Source organism: Streptomyces sp. NBC_00341, from assembly GCF_041435055.1.
Lineage (GTDB): Bacteria > Actinomycetota > Actinomycetes > Streptomycetales > Streptomycetaceae > Streptomyces.
Genome location: NZ_CP108002.1, coordinates 1 through 20659 on the forward strand (window position 1 = coordinate 1; position 20659 = coordinate 20659).

18 protein-coding genes are annotated in these 20659 nt (G+C 71.3%); 16 read left to right on the top strand and 2 right to left on the bottom strand.

Annotation, left to right across the window (positions count from 1 at the left end):
* The 16 genes from OG892_RS00005 to OG892_RS00080 form a co-directional block, all read left to right on the top strand.
* A partial coding sequence (locus OG892_RS00005; protein WP_371628134.1) for a glycoside hydrolase family 38 C-terminal domain-containing protein occupies positions 1 to 623 on the top strand: 623 nt, incomplete at its 5' end.
* Positions 624 to 904: 281 nt separating this feature from the next.
* A complete protein-coding gene (locus tag OG892_RS00010) occupies positions 905 to 1861 on the top strand; it encodes a hydroxyacid dehydrogenase (protein WP_371628135.1) in 957 nt (318 codons plus the stop codon).
* 131 nt (positions 1862 to 1992) lie between these two features.
* Entirely contained in the window at positions 1993 to 2964 is a 972-nt protein-coding gene (locus tag OG892_RS00015) for an ABC transporter permease subunit (RefSeq protein WP_328868198.1), read from the top strand.
* Positions 2961 to 3902 (top strand): carbohydrate ABC transporter permease, encoded by a 942-nt coding sequence (locus tag OG892_RS00020; protein WP_073738854.1) that lies wholly within the window; start codon positions 2961 to 2963, stop codon positions 3900 to 3902. Before OG892_RS00015 ends, OG892_RS00020 begins: the two co-directional genes overlap by 4 nt.
* A 14-nt stretch (positions 3903 to 3916) precedes the next feature.
* Positions 3917 to 5545, top strand: a complete 1629-nt coding sequence (locus tag OG892_RS00025; protein WP_371628136.1) for a substrate-binding domain-containing protein — start codon at positions 3917 to 3919, stop codon at positions 5543 to 5545.
* On the top strand, positions 5542 to 7545 hold the full coding sequence (locus OG892_RS00030) for a DUF2264 domain-containing protein (RefSeq protein ID WP_371628137.1): 2004 nt from the start codon (positions 5542 to 5544) through the stop codon (positions 7543 to 7545). Before OG892_RS00025 ends, OG892_RS00030 begins: the two co-directional genes overlap by 4 nt.
* Complete coding sequence (locus OG892_RS00035) at positions 7538 to 10630, top strand: alpha-mannosidase (RefSeq protein ID WP_371628138.1); 3093 nt, start codon at positions 7538 to 7540, stop codon at positions 10628 to 10630. Before OG892_RS00030 ends, OG892_RS00035 begins: the two co-directional genes overlap by 8 nt.
* 152 nt (positions 10631 to 10782) lie before the next feature.
* Positions 10783 to 11997, top strand: a complete 1215-nt coding sequence (locus OG892_RS00040; protein ID WP_073738850.1) for an ROK family transcriptional regulator — start codon at positions 10783 to 10785, stop codon at positions 11995 to 11997.
* Positions 11998 to 12176: 179 nt separating this feature from the next.
* Entirely contained in the window at positions 12177 to 13001 is an 825-nt protein-coding gene (locus OG892_RS00045) for an aldo/keto reductase (protein ID WP_371628139.1), read from the top strand.
* A gap of 50 nt (positions 13002 to 13051) precedes the next feature.
* The gene (locus OG892_RS00050) at positions 13052 to 14071 is read left to right on the top strand and encodes an aldo/keto reductase (protein WP_371628140.1); all 1020 of its coding nucleotides are present in this window, start codon (positions 13052 to 13054) and stop codon (positions 14069 to 14071) included.
* On the top strand, positions 14068 to 14481 hold the full coding sequence (locus OG892_RS00055) for an SRPBCC family protein (RefSeq protein WP_328868204.1): 414 nt from the start codon (positions 14068 to 14070) through the stop codon (positions 14479 to 14481). Before OG892_RS00050 ends, OG892_RS00055 begins: the two co-directional genes overlap by 4 nt.
* A gap of 71 nt (positions 14482 to 14552) precedes the next feature.
* Positions 14553 to 15185 (top strand): HAD-IA family hydrolase, encoded by a 633-nt coding sequence (locus tag OG892_RS00060; protein ID WP_328868205.1) that lies wholly within the window; start codon positions 14553 to 14555, stop codon positions 15183 to 15185.
* 88 nt (positions 15186 to 15273) lie between these two features.
* Positions 15274 to 15714 carry a MarR family transcriptional regulator gene (locus OG892_RS00065; protein WP_328868206.1) on the top strand — a complete coding sequence of 147 codons (441 nt, stop codon included), beginning with the start codon at positions 15274 to 15276 and terminating at the stop codon, positions 15712 to 15714.
* Between the two features lie 37 nt (positions 15715 to 15751).
* Positions 15752 to 17500 (top strand): MFS transporter, encoded by a 1749-nt coding sequence (locus OG892_RS00070; protein WP_371628141.1) that lies wholly within the window; start codon positions 15752 to 15754, stop codon positions 17498 to 17500.
* 68 nt (positions 17501 to 17568) lie between these two features.
* Complete coding sequence (locus tag OG892_RS00075; protein ID WP_371628142.1) at positions 17569 to 18138, top strand: isochorismatase family cysteine hydrolase; 570 nt, start codon at positions 17569 to 17571, stop codon at positions 18136 to 18138.
* Entirely contained in the window at positions 18135 to 18707 is a 573-nt protein-coding gene (locus OG892_RS00080; protein WP_371628143.1) for a YbhB/YbcL family Raf kinase inhibitor-like protein, read from the top strand. Before OG892_RS00075 ends, OG892_RS00080 begins: the two co-directional genes overlap by 4 nt.
* A 42-nt stretch (positions 18708 to 18749) precedes the next feature.
* Here the strand turns inward: OG892_RS00080 and OG892_RS00085 are convergent, their stop codons facing one another.
* Positions 18750 to 20051, bottom strand: coding sequence for an MFS transporter (locus OG892_RS00085; RefSeq protein WP_371628144.1), 1302 nt, complete (start codon positions 20049 to 20051; stop codon positions 18750 to 18752).
* Entirely contained in the window at positions 20048 to 20587 is a 540-nt protein-coding gene (locus OG892_RS00090; protein ID WP_073738840.1) for an ArsR family transcriptional regulator, read from the bottom strand. Before OG892_RS00090 ends, OG892_RS00085 begins: the two co-directional genes overlap by 4 nt.
* Between the last annotated feature and the right edge of the window lie 72 nt (positions 20588 to 20659).

The following is a 20659-nucleotide window of genomic DNA, read 5'->3' on the forward strand; positions in this document are numbered from 1 at the left end:
GGCCCACCCACCAGAACACGAGCTGGGAGTGGGCCAAGTTCGAGGCCTGCAACCACCGTTTCGTGCACGTCGACGAGCCGGGCTGGGGTGTCGCGATCGTGAACGACGCGACGTACGGCCACGACGTGACGCGTGCCGTGCGGACCGGGACCGACGCCGGCACGACCACGACCGTACGGGCGTCGCTGCTGCGTGCGCCCCGCTACCCCGACCCCGAGACCGACCAGGGCGTCCACCGGTTCCACCACGCACTGGTGCCGGGCGCGACGATCGGTGACGCGGTCCGCGAGGGCCACCGGGCCAACCTGCCGGAGCGCCGGGTCACCGGCACCGCCGCCGAGGTCGCGCCACTGGTGACGGTGGACAACGACGCCGTCGTGGTCAGCGCGGTGAAGCTGGCCGACGACCGCAGCGGTGACCTGGTCGTACGCCTCTACGAAGCGCATGGCGGACGGGCCCGCGCCACCGTGCGCGCCGACGGCTTCGCCACCGCGAGGGCCGTCCCGACGGACCTCCTGGAGCGCCCGCTCACCGACGCCGAACCGCCGGCGGAGAACGCCGGCGGCGTGGTGCTCGCGCTGCGGCCGTTCCAACTGGTCACCCTGCGCCTGCCCCGCGCCTGACGACCTGCCGCCCGGGACGGCGGCACCCGTGCCGGGACGCCGGCGGCGCACAACCCGCCGCCGACGTCCCGGTGGGCCGGACGGCCTGTACGTACCGGAAGAGGACCGAAAGAGGACCGAAAGAGGGCCCCCGCATGACAGCCCGAGCCGCACACCCCGGACCACCGGAGCCGCAGGAACCACCCGGCCCACCAGAACCCCCCACCCCACCGCAGCCGCAGCAACGGCCCGAACCACCCGGACCGCCGGAGCCGTCCGAGCGGCCGGCAGCGGTCTGCGTCATGGACCCCGCCGTGGCCGATTCCGTACTCCCCGCAGACCTGCGCACCCGCCTCTCCGACGTGGTCCGCCTCGCTCCCGCCCCCGTCGGACACGATCTGGCGGCCGCCCTGGGCGACGCGGAGATCCTGATCAGCGGCTGGGGCTGCCCCCGGCTCACCGCCGGAGTCCTCGCGCACGCGCCCCGGCTGCGCGCCGTCATCCATGCCGCCGGGACCGTCAAGTCCCTGGTGAGCGAAGCGGTGTGGGAACGCGGCATCGTGGTCTCCTCGGCCGCCGACGCCAATGCGGGGCCCGTCGCCTCTTACACCGTCGCCCTCATCGGCCTCGCCGCCCGCCGGACCCTGACGATGGCCGCCGGATACCCCGGCGTGTGGCCCGGCGCCGCCGACCGCTCCGGCGCCGACGGGCTCACCGTGGGCATCGTCGGCGCCTCGCGCATCGGCCGCCGGGTGATGGCCGAACTGGCCAGATCCGGCGCGGGCCACGAGATCCTGCTGTACGACCCGTATGTCACGGATGAGACCGCGCGCCTGCTCGGCGCGCGGCGGACCGGCCTCGCCGAGCTGTGCCGGCTGTCCCGGGTGGTGAGCGTTCACGTCCCGCTGCTGCCGGAGACGGAGGGCCTGATCGACGCCGCCATGCTCGCGCTCCTGCCCGACGGAGGCGCGCTGATCAACACCGCCAGGGGCGCCGTCGTCGACACGGACGCCCTCGCCCGGGAGTGCACGACCGGCCGCATCGAGGCCTACCTCGACGTGACGGACCCCGAACCCCTGCCCGTGGGCCATCCGCTGTCGGCCCTGCCGAACGTGCTGCTCACTCCGCACATCGCCGGCGCACAGGGCAGCGAGGTGCGACGGCTCGGACAGTACGCGGTCGAGGAGACCGAACGCTGGGTGGCGGGGGAACCGCTGCTCGGCGAGGTCACCCGCGAAGCACTCCCGCGGCTGGCCTGACCCGGCGGCGCGAACCGCTCGCTCACTCGCCACCCCCCCATGGACGTCACATCACTCATCGCACCACCTCACGCAGCCGGCCCCGAGACGCGGCCGACCACGCCTGATCCCCGGTGAAAGGGCTTGATGTCATGACAACACTTGAGCAACCGGCCGCCCGCGCGGCCGAGGAGGGCGGGCAGGCGGGCCGCGAGCGGCCCGGCCGCCCACGCCGCCGACGCGACACCGCCCTGTTCTGGTTCCTGATCCCGGGCACCGTGGTCCTGCTGCTGTTCCACTACATACCGCTGCTGGGCAACGTCATCGCGTTCCAGGACTATCAGCCCTACATCGGCATACTGCACAGTCCGTGGAACGGGCTGAAGAACTTCGAGGTCCTCTTCAACGGCGACGACCAGTTCGTCCGCGCGCTCGTCAACACGCTCGAACTCACCCTGATCCAGGTGGTGTTCGTCTTCCCGGTGCCGATTCTGCTGGCCCTGGCGCTGAACAGCCTGGTGAGCGAACGGGTCAAGAAGTGGGTGCAGAACGTCCTGTACCTGCCGCACTTCCTGTCCTGGGTGGTCGTCGTCGCCCTCTTCCAACAGCTGCTGGGCAACGGCGGCATGCTCAACCTGTTCCTCCAGGCCCACGACATGGGCACCTGGAACATCATCGGGAACCCCGAGCTGTTCAAGACCCTGCTCACCTCCCAAGTCATCTGGAAGGACACCGGCTGGGGCACGATCCTCTTCCTGGCCGCGCTCTCCCGCGTCGACAACGACCTCTACGAGGCGGCGGCCATGGACGGCGCGAGCCGGCTGCGGCAGACCTGGCACGTCACCCTGCCCGCCCTGCGCGGACTGGTGATCCTGCTCCTCATCCTGCGCCTCGGTGACGCCCTGTCCGTCGGCTTCGAACAGATCCTGCTGCAACAGGGAGGTGTCGGCCTGGAGAACAGCGAGGTCCTGGACACCTACGTCTACAACCACGGCCTCATCGGCGGGGATTGGGGCGTCAGCGCCGCCGTCGGCCTCGTCAAGGGAGTCATCGGGGTCGCGCTCGTCCTGGGCGCCAACAAGATCGCCCACCTGTTCGGCGAGGAAGGAGTGTACAAGTCATGACAACACTGTCGCCCGCACACCCGGTGCGCCGCAGGCCCCGCAGGTCCTACAGCGCCATCCCCGGGGAAACGCCGGGCTCCCTGCCGTGGCGCACCCTCAAATCGCTGATCCTGCTGATCTGCGTCGTGCTGGTCCTGCTGCCGTTCCTCGCGATCATCTCGACCTCGCTCGCCGACACCGGCCAGGTCACCAGGGCCGGCGGCTACGTCCTGTGGCCCGACAACCCCAGCTGGTCCGCCTACTCGGCGCTGCTCTCCGGCGGCCTGGTGTCCAAGGCCATGCTGGTCAGCGTCGGCATCACCGTGGTCGGCACCGCGCTGAGCCTCGTCTGCTCCATCATGCTGGCGTACGGGCTCAGCCGGCCCGGCTCCTTCGGCCACCGGCCGGTCCTCATCATGCTGCTGATGACCATGCTGTTCGCCCCGGGCGTCATCCCCAGCTACCTGATGGTCAAACAGCTCGGCCTGATCAACAGCTACTGGTCGCTGATCCTGCCGACCATGATCAACGCGTTCAACGTGATCGTGCTGCGGTCCTTCTTCATGAGCATCCCCAAGGAGCTCCTGGACTCCGCGCGCATCGACGGCGCCTCCGAGACGACGATCCTCACCAGGATCGTGCTCCCGCTCTCCAAAGCCGCGGTGGCCGTCATCGGCCTGTTCTACGCGGTGACCTACTGGAACGCCTTCTTCAACGCGCTGCTCTACATCAACGACGCGTCCAAGTGGCCCATGCAGCTCGTGCTGCGTACCTATGTCGTCAACAACGCGGCGCTCAGCGGCGGTCAGGTGGACGTCGCCGCCGGGGCGCCGCTGCCGCCCGCCCAGTCCCTCCAGGCCGCGATCCTCGTGCTGTCGATCGTGCCCATCGTGATCGTCTACCCCTTCCTCCAGCGCCACATGAACAAGGGCGTGATGGTCGGAGCGGTGAAGGGATAAGGGGATAAACTGTCATGAACTCATCACTCAGTCGTCGCGGCTTCCTCGCCTCGGCCGCCGGTGTCACGGCCGGCCTGACCCTGGCCGGCTGCGGGGACTACCGCCCCGTGTCGACCAAGGCCGCCAACGCCAAGGTCCCGCTGCCCGCCTACATCCCGTACAACGGCGTCCCGACATCCATGCCGGCCACCGCCGCCGGTGTCGCGCCCGGGTATCTCAACTTCCCGGCCAAGCCGGTGAAGTCACTGCCGGGCGGCCCGCCCGCCAAGGGCCCGGCCATCGACATCATGACGCTGATCTTCAACCCGGTGCCGCCGCCGGTCACGGACAACGTCATGTGGCAGGCCCTGAACAGGAGCGTCGGGTGCGATCTCAACTTCCAGATCTCACCGGTCAGCGACTACCCGAACAAGTTCGCCGTGACCGTCGCGGGCGGCGATCTGCCCGACACCATGCTGATGCTGCCGCCGAGCCAGAACTCCGCCGCCACACCGGGCATGCTGGACGCGCTCTTCCAGGACCTGACCGAGCATCTCTCCGGTGACGGCATCCGGGACTACCCGTACCTCGCGAACATCCCGTCCCCCTCCTGGGCGCCCTGCGTGCTCAACGGCGGTATCTACGCGATACCGATGCCCCGCCCGCTCTCCGGCGGCCCGATCTTCACCCGGCTCGACCTGATCCGCGCACGCGGTCTCGACCCGGACCCGAAGAGCTGGCAGGAGTTCTTCCGGCTGTGCAAGGACGTCACCGACCGCAAGCACAGCCAGTACGCCATGGGCGACCCCATCACCGCGTTCGACACCGTGATGCAGATGCTCGGGGGACCCAACAAGTGGCGTGAGGAAGGAGGGAAGTTCACCTGGTGGTTCGAGACCGAGGAGGCCAGGCAGACCCTGGACGCGGTCCGCCGGATGACCAAGGCCGGCGTGATGCACCCGGACGCCTACAGCGTCACCGGGAAGGTGAAGGACTGGTTCGGCACCGGACAGACTGTCCTGAACCCCGACGGGCCCGTGGCCTGGAACGACTACTACTCCATGTACGCCCCGGCCACGAAGGGCTTCGAACTCGGCTACCTGCTCGCGCCCGGCTGGGACGGCGGCGAGGGCGTCCAATGGCAGGGCCAGTCCTACTACGGCATGCTCATCATCAAGAAGGCGCCCAAGGAGCGGATCAAGCAGATCCTGCGCGCGATGAACGCACTCGCCTCGCCCTTCGGTACGGACGGCTACCTGCTGCGCAAGTACGGCGTCCCCGGCGCGGACCACACCCTCAAGGGAACCGACCCGATCCTCACCCCGAAGGGCCAGGCCGAGGTCACCCTGCCGACGATCTTCGCCACGGACGCGCCCTTCACGCTGTACTACCCGTCCGGGCCGGAGATCGTGAAGACGCAGTACGCGTTCCAGAAGGAAGCGGTCGAACGGCTGCTCGCCAATCCGACCGAGGACCTCTACTCGCCGACCAACGCCAAGATGTCCGCGCTGCTCCAGAAGACCCTGGACGACACCCGCAAGGGCATCATGCAGGGCCGCGTCCCCCTCAAGGAGTGGGACGAGGCGATGCGGAACTGGCGCAAGCAGGCCGGCGACCGGATCCGCGCGGAGTACGAACAGGCATGGGAGAGCCGCCAGTCATGAACCGCACCCCCGCAGAGGACCGCGCCCACTGGGAGCGCACCGCAGACCGGATGCTGCTCGCCGTACGGCCGTACGCCACCGACGAGCACGCCCTGATCAGCCTGCCCGGCGTCCCGAGCCACAACGGCGCGCACAGCGACGGGCTCGAAGGCTTCGCCCGCACCTTCCTGCTGGCCGGATTCCGGCTGGCGGGAGCGGGCGGAGCCGACCCGCTCGACCTCGCCGGCTGGTACGCCGCGGGCCTGGCCGCGGGCACCGACCCCGCGAACCCGGAGCGCTGGCCCACCTTCGCCGAACGCGGCCAGGCGAAGGTCGAGGCCGCGTCGATCGCGATCGCCCTGCACGAGACCCGGCCGTGGATCTGGGACCGCCTCGACGACCGGGTCCGGCAGCGGGTCCTGGACTGGCTGGCGCCCATGGTGGGCGACCCGATGCCGGGCAACAACTGGATCTGGTTCCAGGGCGTCACCGAGGCGTTCGCCCGCACGGCCGGCGGACAGTGGCGCCAGCAGGACCTCGACCGGGTCATCGCCCTCACCGACGGCTGGTACGCGGGCGAGGGCTGGTACTCGGACGGGCTCACCGGCGCCGCCCACCGCAACTTCGACCACTACAACGGCTGGGCCATGCACCTGTACCCGCTGTGGTTCTGCCGCATCCTCGGCGACGCCGCGCCCGCCGGACTCCTCGACCGCTACCGGACCAGGCTGCACCGCTTCCTGGCGGACCAGCGGCTCCTGATCGGCGGCAACGGCTCACCGCTCGTCCACGGCCGCTCCCTCACCTACCGGCACGCCGCGCTCGCCCCGCTGTGGACCGGCGCACTGTTCGACGCCACACCGCTCGCGCCGGGGGAGACCCGGGCGCTCGCCGGCCGGATGCTGGACCACTTCACCGACCACGGCGCCACCGACGAGCACGGCCTGCTGACACTCGGCTGGCACCGGCCCTTCCGCGGCATTTTGCAGGGGTACTCGGGCCCCGCGTCCCCGTACTGGGCGAGCAAGGGGTTCATCGGCCTCGCCCTGCCGCCCGAGCACCCGGTGTGGACCGAGGCGGCGCCCCCGCTGCCCGTCGAACAGGGCGACTTCACGCGGACCCTGACCGCGCCCGGCTGGCTCGTCTCCGGCACCGCCGCCGACGGGGTCGTCCGCGTCGTCAACCACGGCGGCGACCACGCGGACCCGGCCCGCCCGCACGCCGACGACCCCGGCTACGCCCGCTTCGCCTACTCGACGCACACCGCCCCTGAGACCCCCGGCGACCCCACCGTCCCCGGCGGCAGCGCGGACGCGGAGCCGCTCGACAACGCGGTCGTCCTGCTGGACGCGGCGGGACGCGCCTCGCACCGGCGCCCCGCGGAAAGGATCTCCATCGACGGGGCCACGGCCGTCTCCCGGTCCCGCGCGCACTGGCCGAAGGATGCGACCTGGGACGTCTTCGGCGGGCCCGACACCCCCTACACCCTGGGCCCCTGGATCACCACGGGGTCGGCCCTGCGGGGGTCCGTCGAGGTGCGCGCCGTACGGGTCGACGGCTGTGCCGAGGACCGTGCGGACGGCGGCGCGGCGGCCGGTCACCGGCTGCGTGTCGGTGGCTGGGCGCTGGCCGTCGATCCCCGCTCCGGGGCCGGCGCCGCAACCGTGGAGGGGGCCGCGGCCCGGGTCGAGGGAGCCGACGGGCTGGTCTCCGTCGTCATCGGGGCACACGGGCTGCCCCGCGCGGCCTCGGTGGCCGGAGCCGGCTCCAACGCCCTCGGAGGCACCTCCGCCACCCCGGTCGTGGCGACCGAGGGACCCGTCACAGACGGCGCGATCCACGTCGCCCTCGTCCACCTCGGCGGCACCGGCCCCGGCGCCCTGCCCCAGGTCACCACCCGCGCCGAGGGCGACGCCCTGCTCGCGGACGTCACCTGGGCCGACGGCGCGCACGACACCATCCGGCTGCCCGCCCCCGACGACTCCGCGTACGACCCCTGGAAGGACCAGCTCCGTGCATGACGACCGCCGGATCATCGAGGCCCGGATCCGCAAGCTGCTCGACCGGGTCGTTCGCCCCGCCGTCTACAGCGCCGTACGCCCGCTGGCCCTGAGCGCCTGGCGCGTGGACGGCGAGCCCGTCCCCGTCGCCGAGGCACTGGGCGCCGACTACGAGCCCTTCACGGTCGGTGACGCCTGGGGCAGCCCCTGGCAGACGACCTGGATGCGGGCCCGCACCGACATTCCCGGCGACTGGTCGGGGCGCCGCGTGGAGGCGGTCTTCGACCTCGACTTCGACCTGTCCAAGGGGCCCGGCGGCCAGGCCGAGGGCCTGGTCCACGACGGCCTGGGCACGCCACTCCAGGGCCTGCACCCGTACAACCGCAGCGTGCTCCTCGACGACTCCGCCGCCGGAGGCGCCACCGTCGACCTGCTGATCGAGCTGGCCGCCAACCCGCCGATCGTCGGCAGCGCCGGACTCCACCTGCACCACGGCTCCCTGGAGACCGCCGGAAACGCTCCGCTCTACCACCTCAAGCAGGCCGACATCGCGGTGCGCGAGGAAGACGTGTGGCACCTCGTCCACGACATCGAAGTGCTCGACGAGCTGATGCACGAGCTGCCGCTCAGCTCCACCAGGCGCCACGAGATCCTCTACGCCCTGCGCCACGCCGCCGACGCCGTGGACCCGGCGGATGTCGCCGGAACGGCGGCGCGGGCCAGGGGGCTCCTGGCCGACGTGCTGTCCCGGCCCGCGCACGCCTCCGCGCACACCCTCTCCGCCGTCGGCCACGCACACATCGACTCGGCATGGCTGTGGCCGGTGCGCGAGACCGTACGCAAGTGCGCGCGCACCTTCACCAACATGACCACCCTCGCCCAGGAATACCCCGAGCTGGTCTTCGCCTGCTCCTCCGCCCAGCAGTACGCGTGGATGAAGCAACAGCGCCCGGACATCTACGCCCGGATGAAGAAGGCGGCGGCCGACGGCAACTGGGTCCCGGTCGGCGGCATGTGGGTCGAGGCGGACGGAAACCTGCCGGGCGGTGAGGCGCTCGCCCGCCAACTCGTCTACGGGCGGCGCTTCTTCGCCGAGGAGTTCGGCGTGGATCAGCCCGGGATCTGGCTGCCCGACTCGTTCGGGTACACCGCCGCCTACCCGCAGCTCGCCAGACTGGCGGGCGCCGAGTGGTTCCTCACCCAGAAGCTCTCCTGGAACGAGACGAACCGGCTGCCCCACCACACCTTCGAATGGGAGGGCATCGACGGCTCGCGCATCTTCACCCACTGCCCGCCCGTCGACAGCTACAACGCCTCACTGACGGCCAGGGAGAACGCCCACGCAGAGGGCAACTTCAGCGACAAGGGCGTCGCCACCCGCTCCCTCGTCCCGTTCGGCTACGGGGACGGCGGCGGCGGCCCCAGCCGCTCGATGCTGGAGAAGGCGCGCCGACTGCGCGACCTCGAAGGCTCACCGAAGGTCGTGGTCGAATCACCCGACGCCTTCTTCGAGGCGGCGCGCGCCGAACGCGAGGGCGCGCGACTGCCCGTCTGGCGCGGCGAGTTGTACCTGGAGAACCATCGCGGCACCTACACCAGCCAGGCCCGCACCAAGCGGGGCAACCGGCGCAGCGAGGCGCTGCTGCGCGAGGCCGAGCTGTGGGCGGCCACCGCCGCCGTACGGTCCGGCGCGCCCTACCCGTACGAACGGCTCGAATCGCTGTGGCAGCGGGTCCTGCTCAACCAGTTCCACGACATCCTGCCGGGCTCGTCCATCGCCTGGGTGCACCAGCAGGCCGAGCGGGAGTACGGCGGGATCCACGCCGAACTGGAGACGCTGATCGCAGACGCGGCCGAGCGGCTGCCGGGCCGGCCCGCACTGCTCAACGCCGGGCCGTACGCGCGCCGCGAGGTCGCCGTGCTCGCCGGCGACCCGGGGTTCCCCGGCGCACAGCGCCTCGCCGACGGGCGTACGGCCGTCCTCGCGGAGACCGGACCGCTGGCCTCCGGCGGCGCGGCAGAGGCCCGCGAGCCCGTCACGGCCCGCGCACAGGACGGCGGATTCGTCCTCGACAACGGGGTGCTGACCGTCGTCGTGGACCGGCGCGGCCTGGTCACCTCGGTGTACGACCACGCGGCACGGCGGGAGGCGATCGCCCCCGGCGCCGTCGGCAACCTCCTCCAGCTCCACCCCGACGACCCGAACTTGTGGTCCGCGTGGAACATCGACTCGTACTACCGCGACGTCGTGCACGACGTCGACACGTGCGAGTCGGTGGCACTCGCGGACGAGGGCCCGCTGCTCGCGTCGGTGCGCGTCGAGCGCGTTCACGGCGACTCGCGGTTCGTCCAGCACATCGAACTCGCCGCCGAGAGCCGCCAGGTGACCGTCCGCAACGATATCGACTGGCAGGAACGCGACACGGTGCTGAAGGCGGCCTGGCCGCTGGACGTGCACGCGGAACGGGAGAGCGCGGAGATCCAGTTCGGCCATGTGCAGCGGCCCACCCACGAGAACACCAGCTGGGACGCCGCCCGCTTCGAACTGTGGGCGCACCGCTGGGTGCATGTGGGCGAGCGGCGCTGGGGCGCCGCACTGCTGACCGACTCGACCTACGGGCACGACGTGCGCCGCGACACCCGCCAGGACGGCGGGACCACCACGACGCTGCGCCTGACCCTGCTGCGCTCCCCGCACAGCCCCGACCCGCAGGCCGACCGGGGCACCCACCGCTTCGGCTACGCGCTGCTGGCCGGCGCCGGGATCGAGGAGGCCGTCGCGGGCGGCTACGCGCTGAACCTGCCGCTGCGGGCGGCCCCGGCGGAGACGGCCGCACTGGTCACGCTCGACACCACGGATGTGGTGGTGGAATCCGTCAAGCTCGCCGACGACCGGAGCGGCGACGTCGTGGTCCGGCTGTACGAGGCGTGCGGGGGAGCGGTCAGGGCCGGCCTGAGCGCCGGATTCCCGCTCGCCGGGGCACAGGACTGCGACCTGCTGGAGCAGCCGGAGCGCGAGCTGGCGCCGGAGGACGGGGCCGTCGCCCTCGCGTTCCGGCCCTTCCAGATCCGTACGCTGCGCCTGCGACCGGCGGCGAGGAAGTGAAGTCACCCGGAGAGAGGGACAGTTGTGCCGCGGGGCGCGTCCGCCCCCGACGCACTGTCCCACCCGCGTCGTACCATTCCATCGATTCTGTTGCCGTCGCAGGCGAGGCGGCGATTTCGCCGCCGCCGCGCGCCGAGGCTGGGAGAGGCACGTTGACGAGCAAGACGGCGAGCACGGAGAAGGGCGCCATCCGGCGTGGCACCAACCTGCCGAGGATGGGGGACTTCAACGAGTCCGTGATCCTCGACGCCATCCGCCGGCGGGGGCGCGGCGGCCTGAGCCGGGTGGAGCTCGCGCAGGCCACCGGGCTGTCCGCGCAGACCGTCTCCAACATCACCCGACGCCTGCTGGACCAGGGCCTCGCCCGCGAGTCGGGCAAGCACAACACCGGCAGCGGAAAGCCCCGCACCCTGCTGGAGATCGTCCCCACCTCCCGGTACGCGGTGGGTGTCCATCTCGACCCCGCCGTGATCACCTGCGTCCTGGTGGACCTGCTCGGGAAGGTCGTGGCCCAGCGCAGCCGGCGTACCCCCAGTGGCGGCGACACCGACGGCACCGTCGCGGACATGGCCGCGTCCGTGTCCGGGATCGTGGCGGAGTCCGGGATCGACGACGGACGGATCCTCGGCCTCGGCATCGCCGCGCCGGGCCCCATCGACGTCACCGCGGGGTGGGTGGTGGAGCCGCCCGAACTGCATGGCTGGGGCCGCTATCCGCTGCGCGACCGGCTCAGCGAGGCGACCGGGTTCCCGGCCCTGCTCGACAAGGACGTCACGGCCGCCGTCGTCGCCGAGCGCTGGGCGGGAGCGGCCACCGACAGCCGCAACCTGCTCTTCTTCTACCTCGGTACGGGGTCCGGCATGGGGCTGGTGGTGGACGACACCGTGCTGCGCGGCGTCTCCGGGAACGCGGGCGAGGTGGGCGGGCTCGGCGCCGCCTGCTCGACGCGGACCCTGGTCGAGGAGGCCATCGCCCTCGGCGTGCTCGGGGGCGAGTACACCGTGCTCGATCCGGCCGACGCGCAGAGCGGCCTGGAGCGCCTCGGGCGGCTCGCCGCGGAGGGGGACGCCCAGGCGGACGGCATCATCGAGCGCCTGGGGCTGCGCGTCGGCCGGGGGGTGTGCGCGGCGGCGACCCTCCTCGACGTCGACAGCATCGTCTTCGGCGGACCTGCCTGGCACGTGCTGGGTGAGCGTCTCCTGGCCACCATCGAGCCGATGGTGGCCAGGTCCCCGTTCGTCAGGGCGACCCATGCCACGACCGTCGCCTCGACCACCCTGGGCGAGAACGTGGCCGCCGTCGGTGCGGCCTCCCTCGTCCTGGACCGGGCGCTCTCCGCCCAGCCGAGGTCGCTGCTGCTGGGCTGAGGGGACAACGGGCGAGGGGGCACACGGGCCGGGGGAGCCCCAGGGCATGCGGGCCGGGGCTCCCCAGGGCATAAGGCGCAAGCCGTCATGATGCGTTTGCAATAGCCCGCGCATGCAATTATTGTTATCGCTTGTAAGGCGCTGTTGCATGCGTGCCCCCCCGGAGAGAACGAGACATCATGAGCTCCATCCCGACCATCACCCTCAACAACGGCGTCACCATGCCGCAGCTCGGCTTCGGGGTCTTCCAGGTCCCCGACGAGGAGACCACCGCCGCCGTCGCCACGGCCCTCGATGCCGGATACCGCAGCATCGACACCGCCGCGGTCTACGGCAACGAGCGGGGCGTCGGCCGCGCGCTCGCCGAATCCGACATCGCCCGTGACGAGCTGTTCATCACCACCAAGCTGTGGAACGCCGACCAGGGCTACGACTCCGCGCTGACCGCTTTCGACGCCTCCCTGGACAAGCTCGGGCTCGATCACGTCGACCTCTACCTGATCCACTGGCCGACCCCGGCCCGCGACCTCTACTCAGAGACCTGGCGCGCCCTGGAGAAGCTCCTCGCGGACGGGCGCACCCGCGCCATCGGCGTCTCCAACTTCCAGCCCGCCCACCTGGAGCGCCTGCTGAAGAGCGCCTCCGTCGTCCCTGCCGTCAACCAGATCGAGCTGCACCCCGGCCTCCAGCAGCGGGAACTGCGCGACTTCCACGCCCGCCACGGCATCGCCACCGAGGCCTGGAGCCCGCTCGCCCAGGGCGCCGTCCTGAGCGACGAGGCAGTCGTCTCGCTCGCGGCGAAGCACGGCAGGAGCCCGGCCCAGATCGTCCTGCGCTGGCACCTGCAGACCGGCAACGTGGTCATCCCCAAGTCGGTGACCGAGGCCCGCATCCGCGAGAACCTCGACGTCTTCGGCTTCAGGCTGAGCACCGAGGACATCGAGGCCCTCACCGCCCTGGACCGCGCCCTGCGCACCGGCCCGGACTCCGACACCCTCAACTGACACTCGCCGGCCACCACCACACCCCCCACGCACAAGATCGAGGCACCACCATGACCATCCGCTCCCTGCTGCCCGGCCGCATCGGCTTCGGCACCGCGCCCCTGGGCAACATGTTCCGCGCCATCCCCGACGAAGAGGCCGCCGCCACCGTGCAGGCCGCCTGGGACCAGGGCATCCGCTACTTCGACACCGCCCCGCTGTACGGCGCAGGCCTCGCCGAGATCCGCCTCGGCCACGTCCTCGCCGACAAGCCGCGCGAGGAGTACGTCCTGTCCACCAAGGTCGGCCGGGTCATCCTCGACGAGGTCGAGGACCCCGCGAGCCGCCGACTCGGAGAAAAGGGCGCCCTCTTCGAGCACGGACGCCCCAACAGGATCGTCAACGACTACAGCGCCGACGCGACGCTGCGTTCCGTCGAGGACAGCCTCAAGCGCCTCGGGACGGACCGCCTCGACATCGTCTGGGTCCACGACATCGCCCAGGACTTCTACGGCGACGACTGGCTGGCCATGTACGAGAGCGCCCGCACCGGTGCGTTCCGCGCCCTGACCCGGCTGCGCGAGGAGGGGGTCATCAAGGCCTGGGGGCTCGGCGTCAACAAGGTCGAACCGCTGGAGATGACACTGGACCTGGACGAGCCCCGCCCCGACGCGTTCCTCCTCGCCGGCCGCTACACCCTGCTCGACCACTCACGGGCCCTGCAGCGCCTGCTGCCCGCCGCGGCCGAGCGCGACGTCGACATCGTCGTCGGCGGACCCTACAGCTCCGGCATCCTCGCCGGCGGCAACCACTACGAGTACGCCGAGGCGCCCGCCGGCATCGTCGAGAAGGTGAGCCGGATCAAGGCACTGGCGCAGGAGCACGGCATCGGCATCAAGTCCGCCGCGCTCCAGTTCGTCCTGGCGCACCCGGCCGTCGCCGCGGCCATCCCCGGCGCGACCCGCCCCAGCCGCATAGCCGAGGATCTCGGCGCCCTCACCGAGAACGTGTCGTACGCCTTCTGGAAGTCACTGCGGGACCAGAAGATCATCGCCCATGACGCACCCGTTCCGGTGCGGGAGGCGTCATGACCGCCACCACCGTCACCCTCACCACCGCGTGGTCCGCGGACCGGGTCTGGCAGCTCATCGGCGGTTTCGGCTCCCTGCCGGACTGGCTCCCGTACATCAAGGAGAGCCGGCTCGGCGAGGGTGCCCGGCTGCGCACTCTGACGAACGAGGAGGGCGGCGTCATCGTGGAACGCCTGGAGTCCTTCGACGAGCAGGCCCGCAGCTACGCCTACTCCATAGTCCGGGCCCCCTTCCCGGTCACGGGCTACCGCTCCACGCTCCAGGTTGTCGACCTGGGCGCGGCGGGGTCCAGGGTGGAGTGGTCGGGAACGTTCACGCCGGACGGAGTCGCCGACGGCGAGGCGACCGCCCTCTTCGAGGGCATCTACCGCGACGGACTCGCCGCACTGGAGAAGACCCTCGCCGCCTGACCCGGCGGGCACTCCGGAACAAGGACACCTGAGACACCAGCCGCTCACCGCCCCTGTGCTATCCAGGGGCGGTGACGACTTCTCATCCCTCCGGCAGGGCCTTCGACGCGGTGCTGTGCGATTTCGACAACGTGATCCGGTTCTATGACACGACGCGGTTGACGAGCCTGGAGCGCCTCGCGGGGCTGGCCCCGGGCACGACCATGGAAGTGGCCTTCGCGCCGGAGACGGATCTGCCACTGCTCCTCGGTGAGATCACGCAGAAGCAGTGGGTGGAGTCCATCGCGCTCGGCCTGTCCTGCCGGGTGCCACGGGCGCGGGCTCACGAACTGGGCGCGGCGCTTGCCGAGGCGCCGTTCCGCGCCGACGAGGCGGTGGTGGGCCTGCTCCGTCGGGCGCGCGCTCACATGCCCCTGGTCCTGGTGACCAACGCGACCCTGGAGTTGGAGAGCGATCTGGTGTCGCTGGGGCTGGCGGACTTCGCGGACCACGTCGTGAGCAGTGCCCGGGTGGGGGTGGCCAAGCCGGACCCGAAGATCTACGAGATCGCTGCCGAGCGGGCCGGCGTCACCGTGGACCGATGCCTTTTCGTGGACGACCGGCTGGAGAACATCGAAGCCGCGGTCGCGCTCGGGATGACCGGCGTGCACTACCGCGGACCAGCAGACCTCCAGTCGGCGCTCGGGTCCCTGCTGGACGGCTGAGTTCCTCGGTCGACGCCGCAACAGGTGTGCCGAGAGCCCGATCGCGTTCAAAAACAAATAAGGCTGGTTGATAAGGTAGCCTTAGTACATGAATGAAGATCTGGATCCCGGAAAGGTCGCCGCCTCCCTGCTCGTGGGCGTCGGCGCGCTGCTGCGGCGTGTGCGGCAGGTGCCCACCGGGGGCGGGCTCACGATGCCCGAGCGGACCGCTCTGTCGCATCTGGAGCGTTCGGGGCCCACCACGTCCTCCGCGCTGGCCCGGGACGTGCAGATCACCGCCCAGGCCATGGGGGCGACGCTCGCCGCGCTGAGGTCCAGGGGCCTGGTCGAGCGCAGCCCCGACCCGGACGACGGCAGGCGCGTGGTGCTGACGGTGAGCCAGGCCGGCCGGCGGGAGCTGAAGGACAAGCGCAACGCGCGCACCGAGCTCATCGCCCAGGCCCTGGCCGGCGGCGCGTTCACTCCGGCCGAGCTGGAACAGCTCGCGGCGGCAGGGCCACTGCTGGACCGGCTGGCCCAGAACATCTGAACATCCGGCACCGACGCGACCACGAGGAGTCAGGCGGATGACGGACCCAGCCAGGACGCGCGCCACGCGCAGCTCGCCCGGTGACCGGTACAAGTGGACGGCACTGACGAACACGACCGCCGCGGTCTTCATGTCCGCGTTGGACGGCTCCATCGTGCTGATCGCCCTGCCGGCCATCTTCAGGGGTGTGCACCTGGACCCGCTGGCCCCGGGCAACATCGCCTACCTGCTGTGGATGATCATGGGGTACCGGCTGGTCCAGGCCGTCCTGGTGGTCACGGTGGGGCGACTGGGAGACATGTACGGCCGGGTCCTGATCTACAACTCCGGGTTCGCGGTCTTCACCTTCGCCTCGATACTGCTGTCCTTCGACCCGTTCGACGGGGGCCACGGAGCGATGTGGCTGATCGCCTGGCGCCTGTTGCAGGCCGTCGGCGGCTCGATGCTGACGGCGAACTCGGCCGCGATCCTGACCGACGCGTTTCCCGAGGAACAGCGCGGCTTCGCCCTGGGCATCAATCAGGTCGCCGCCCTGGCCGGGATGTTCATCGGTCTGGTCGCCGGGGGACTGCTGGCGGCCTGGGACTGGCGGGCGGTGTTCTGGGTGAACGTGCCGGTCGGGGTGTTCTTCACGGTCTGGGCCTACCGCACCCTGCGGGAGACCGGAAAGTGCGGCGGCGGCCGGATCGACTGGTGGGGCAACGTCACCTTCGCGGTCGGACTCAGCGCGGTCCTGATCGCGGTCACCTTCGGCCTGCAGCCCTACGGCGGGCACACCATGGGCTGGACCAATCCGCTGGCTGACGGACTGATAGCCGGGGGACTGATCCTCCTGGCCGCGTTCGTCGTCATCGAGAACCGCGTCTCCGCACCCTTGATCGAACTGAGCCTGTTCCGCCTGCGGGCCTTCACCTTCGGCAACCTGGCGGGACTGGCCATCTCGATCGGCCGAGGCGGGATGCAGTTCGTACTGATCATCTGGCTGCAGGGCATCTGGCTGCCGTTGCACGGCTACGACTACAGCGACACGCCCCTGTGGGCCGGCATCTTCATGCTGCCGCTGACGGCCGGATTTCTCGCCGCCGGTCCCGTCTCCGGCTATCTGTCCGACCGGATCGGTTCCCGGGGCCTGGCGACCGGCGGTGCGCTGCTGTTCGGCGCGAGCTTCCTGGGACTGATGTTCCTGCCGATCGACTTCAGTTACTGGATATTCGCTGTGCTGATCACGCTGAACGGGATCGCCAGCGGCATGTTCGCCTCCCCCAACTCCTCCTCGATCATGGGCAGTGTCCCCGCGCGGCTGCGTGGCGTCGCCTCCGGCATGCGTGCCACATTCCAGAACTCCGGCACCGCCGTCTCCATCGGCGTGTTCTTCTCCCTCATGATCGCCGGGCTGGCCGGCAGCCTCCCGCACACGCTGACCAGCGCACTGCAGCAGCAAGGCGTGCCGGCGCAGGTCGCCGCCCAGGTCGGCAGCCTGCCCCCGGTCTCGTCGCTCTTCGCCGCCCAGCTGGGAGTCAATCCGATCCAGCACCTGCTCCAGCCCACCGGCGCTCTCACTCACCTCACCGAGGCGCAGCAACAGGCCCTGACCGGAAGTGAGTTCTTCCCGTCCCTGATCGCCGGCCCGTTCCACTCCGGCCTGATCATCGTGTTCGCCTTCGGCGCCGCTCTCGCGCTGCTCGCCGCGATCGCCTCCGTCCTGCGCGGCAGCAACCCCGCCGCCAAGGCCCCAACGCCGCACGAGACCCAGGCCGCCGACCCCCTCGCGCGACCGCAGGGGTAGCTCAGCGGCCGAGACCACCGAACCGTTTGGCCAGGCAACCGGCCGGCATACACAGGAGAAACAACCGCATGACACTGACAACGATCGATCCCAGGCCCGCGCTCGTCGTGATCGACCTGCAGAAGGGCATCGTCTCCGCCCTGGCCGGCAGTCCACTCGCCACCGCCGCTGTCGGCCGGGCGACTCACCTGGCCGCCTCCTTCCGGCGTCACGACCTGCCCGTGGTCCTCGTCAACGTCACCGGACGCGCGTCGGGGCGTACCGACACCGGACGGCCCGGGAGCAACGGCGGCCTGCCCGCCGGCTGGGCAGACCTCATCGACGAACTCGATGTCCAGCCGGCCGACCACCTGATCACCAAGCGGCGGCGCAGCGCGTTCCACGACACCGGCCTCGACACCCTCCTGCGAGACCTGGGCGTCACCCAGATCGTGCTCGCGGGCATCTCGACCAGCGCGGGCGTCGAGTCGACCGCACGCTCGGCCTCCGACTACGGGTACCACGTCGTGATGGCCACCGACGCCATGGGCGACCCCGATCCCGAGGCCCACCGCCACAGCATCGAACGCGTCTTTCCCAAGATCGGTGAAACCGCCACCACCGCCGAGGTCCTCGACATGGTCGAGGCGACACGATGACGCTGCTCGGCAGGCTCCTGAACAACCGCAGAGCGGGCGAGGCCCACACGGCGTGGAACCTGCCGAACCTCCACGGCCCCGCACTACTGACCCTCACCAGCCGGGACTTCGCCCACGGCGACCCCATGCCACCGCGACACGGTGCGAAGAACATCGGCGGCGAGAACCTGTCGCCCCACCTGGCCTGGACGGCGCCGCCATCCGGAACCGCCCAACTCCTCCTGGTCGTCGAGGACATCGACGTCCCCCTGCCCAGGCCTGCCGTGCACTGCGTGGCCCTCGTCGACCCGGCATCCGGAGAGCTCGCCCACGGCGCCCTCGACGCGCGGCGGCCCGCCACCGGGGTGCGGGTGCTCCGCTCCACCATCGGACGGGGCTACCACGGCCCCGCGCCCATCAAGGGCCACGGACCACACCGCTACACCTTCCAGCTGTTCGCCCTCGCGGCTCCTGTGGACGGCGCCTCCGGCGCGGCGGCGGCCGACCGGGCGCGGCCCCGCGCACTCCTGGGCGCCGTCACCGCACCCGTCCTCGCCCGATCCCGGCTGACCGGCACCTACGAACGCTGACCGCGGGCACATGAGGTCATCGCGACACCTTCCGCGACCGGCTCACGACGACGAGCCGGTCGCACCCTCCCGAACAGGCCCCTCGGACAACGGCCGAGCCGGACCGCCGGCCGGTGCGGCGCCCCGCAGCGCGGCCTCGACGCGGCGGTTGCCGGTCATGGTCGCGGTGAGGGCCGTCATGGTGAGGAGAAGTCCGGCGGCGGCGTAGAGCGGGGTGCGGATGTCGTACGCGGTGGCCAGCCATCCTCCGGCGAAAGCACCGAACGGGGCCGCGCACATGGCGAGCATGCGGGAGGTGGAGGAGACCCGCCCCATCAGCCGGGCCGGGACGATCGCCTGCCGGAGGGAGGGCGCGAGCACCATCGTGGCGCCCATGCCCGCCCCGCAGACGGCGAGCGCGAACCCGGCCACGTACGGATTCGGGGCGGCGGCAAGCCCCAGGACGGCAAGCCCCTCGACCGCGGCCGTGCAGGTCAGCGCGGTGCCGGTGCCGAGCCGCCGGCCGAGGAAGGAGGCGGTGCCCGCACCGAGCAGCCCGCCGGTGGCCTCGGCCGTGAGCAGCAGGCCGAAGCCGAAGGAGCCGATGCCGAGACGGTCGTGCGCGAAGAGGGCGAGGACGGTCTCCACGGCGAGGAAGGCCACGTTCCCGACCGCCGGGCGGAGCGCGAGCCCGAGCAGCAACCGGTCCCGGAACACGTACGAGGCCCCTTCCCGCGCCTCCCGGAGCAGCGACGCGCGGACGACGCCCCCGGCAGGCCGGGGCACGGCGGGCAGCGACCGTACGAGCAGTGCGGAGAGCGCGAACGACACCGCGTCGGCGACCAGCGGAACGGCCCGCCCGAGCGCGAGCAGCGCACTGCCCGCGGGCGGCCCGGCGAATCCCGACATGGCGGTCTGGGCGCCCCGCAGCCGGGAGTTGGCCCGCTCCAGGTGTACGGGGTCGCGGCCGAGCAGATCGGGCAGATAGGCGGTGGCGGCCGTGTCGAAGAACAGTCCGCCGAGGCCGAGCAGGAAGGCGACGGCCGCGAGCAGCGCGATGCTCAGCACGTCGAGCGCGGCGGCCGCCGCCGGTATCGCCAGCAGCAGCGCACGAGCGCTGTCCGCGACCCACATCGTGCGCCGGCGGTCCCAGCGGTCCATCAGGGCGCCGCCGACCACCCCGAAGAGCAGCCACGGCAGCGTCCCGGCGGCCGTCACGGCGGCGAGCGCCATCGGATCCCGTGTCAGCGTCAACGCGAGCAGCGGCAGCGCGGCATGTGTCACGCCGTCACCGAGCGAGGAAACGGTCTGAGCGGTCCACAGCCGCCCGAACCCGGTCGGCAACTTCCGTATTTCAGAGGTCACTTGGCTTCCCCCTCGGCCTGCTCGCGCGGCCCCGGCCGGAACAGGGCGAAGGCGAGCGACACGTCCGGCAGCGACGGATCCGACAGCTGCCGGTACTCGTCGGCCAGCTCCTCCAGCCGTGCCCCCAGCTCCGCGAACTGCTCCTCGGTGAGCCGCAGATGAGCCATCCGTACGTACCGCTCGCCGTCCACGGGCGCCGCTTCCAGGTCCGCCACCGCATGCCGCATCAGCACATCCGGCTGTCCGGTCCCCGGATCCGGCAGCACGATCGCCCGCGCGGCCATCGCGTAGTACCGCTCGGTGACCCCCCGCACCTTCCGCGTCCGCACGACCTTCACCAGACCGGCCCGCTCGAGCAGCCGCACGTGATAGCTGGAACTCCCCTTCGCGAGGCCCACCCGCCCGGCGATCTGCGTGATCGTCGCAGGCTCGAAGCGGAGCACGGCCATGATCCGGTGGCGCGTGAGGCTGGAGACGGCGCGCAGCTGCTCCTCGGTGGTGACGTGAAGCGTCTCGGGAAGGTCATCGGTAGGCATGGGCTCAATGGTCAACGTTTCTTGACCATTGGGCAAGGGGTTTCCGTCAGGTCATGCGGAATTCGCTGTCCG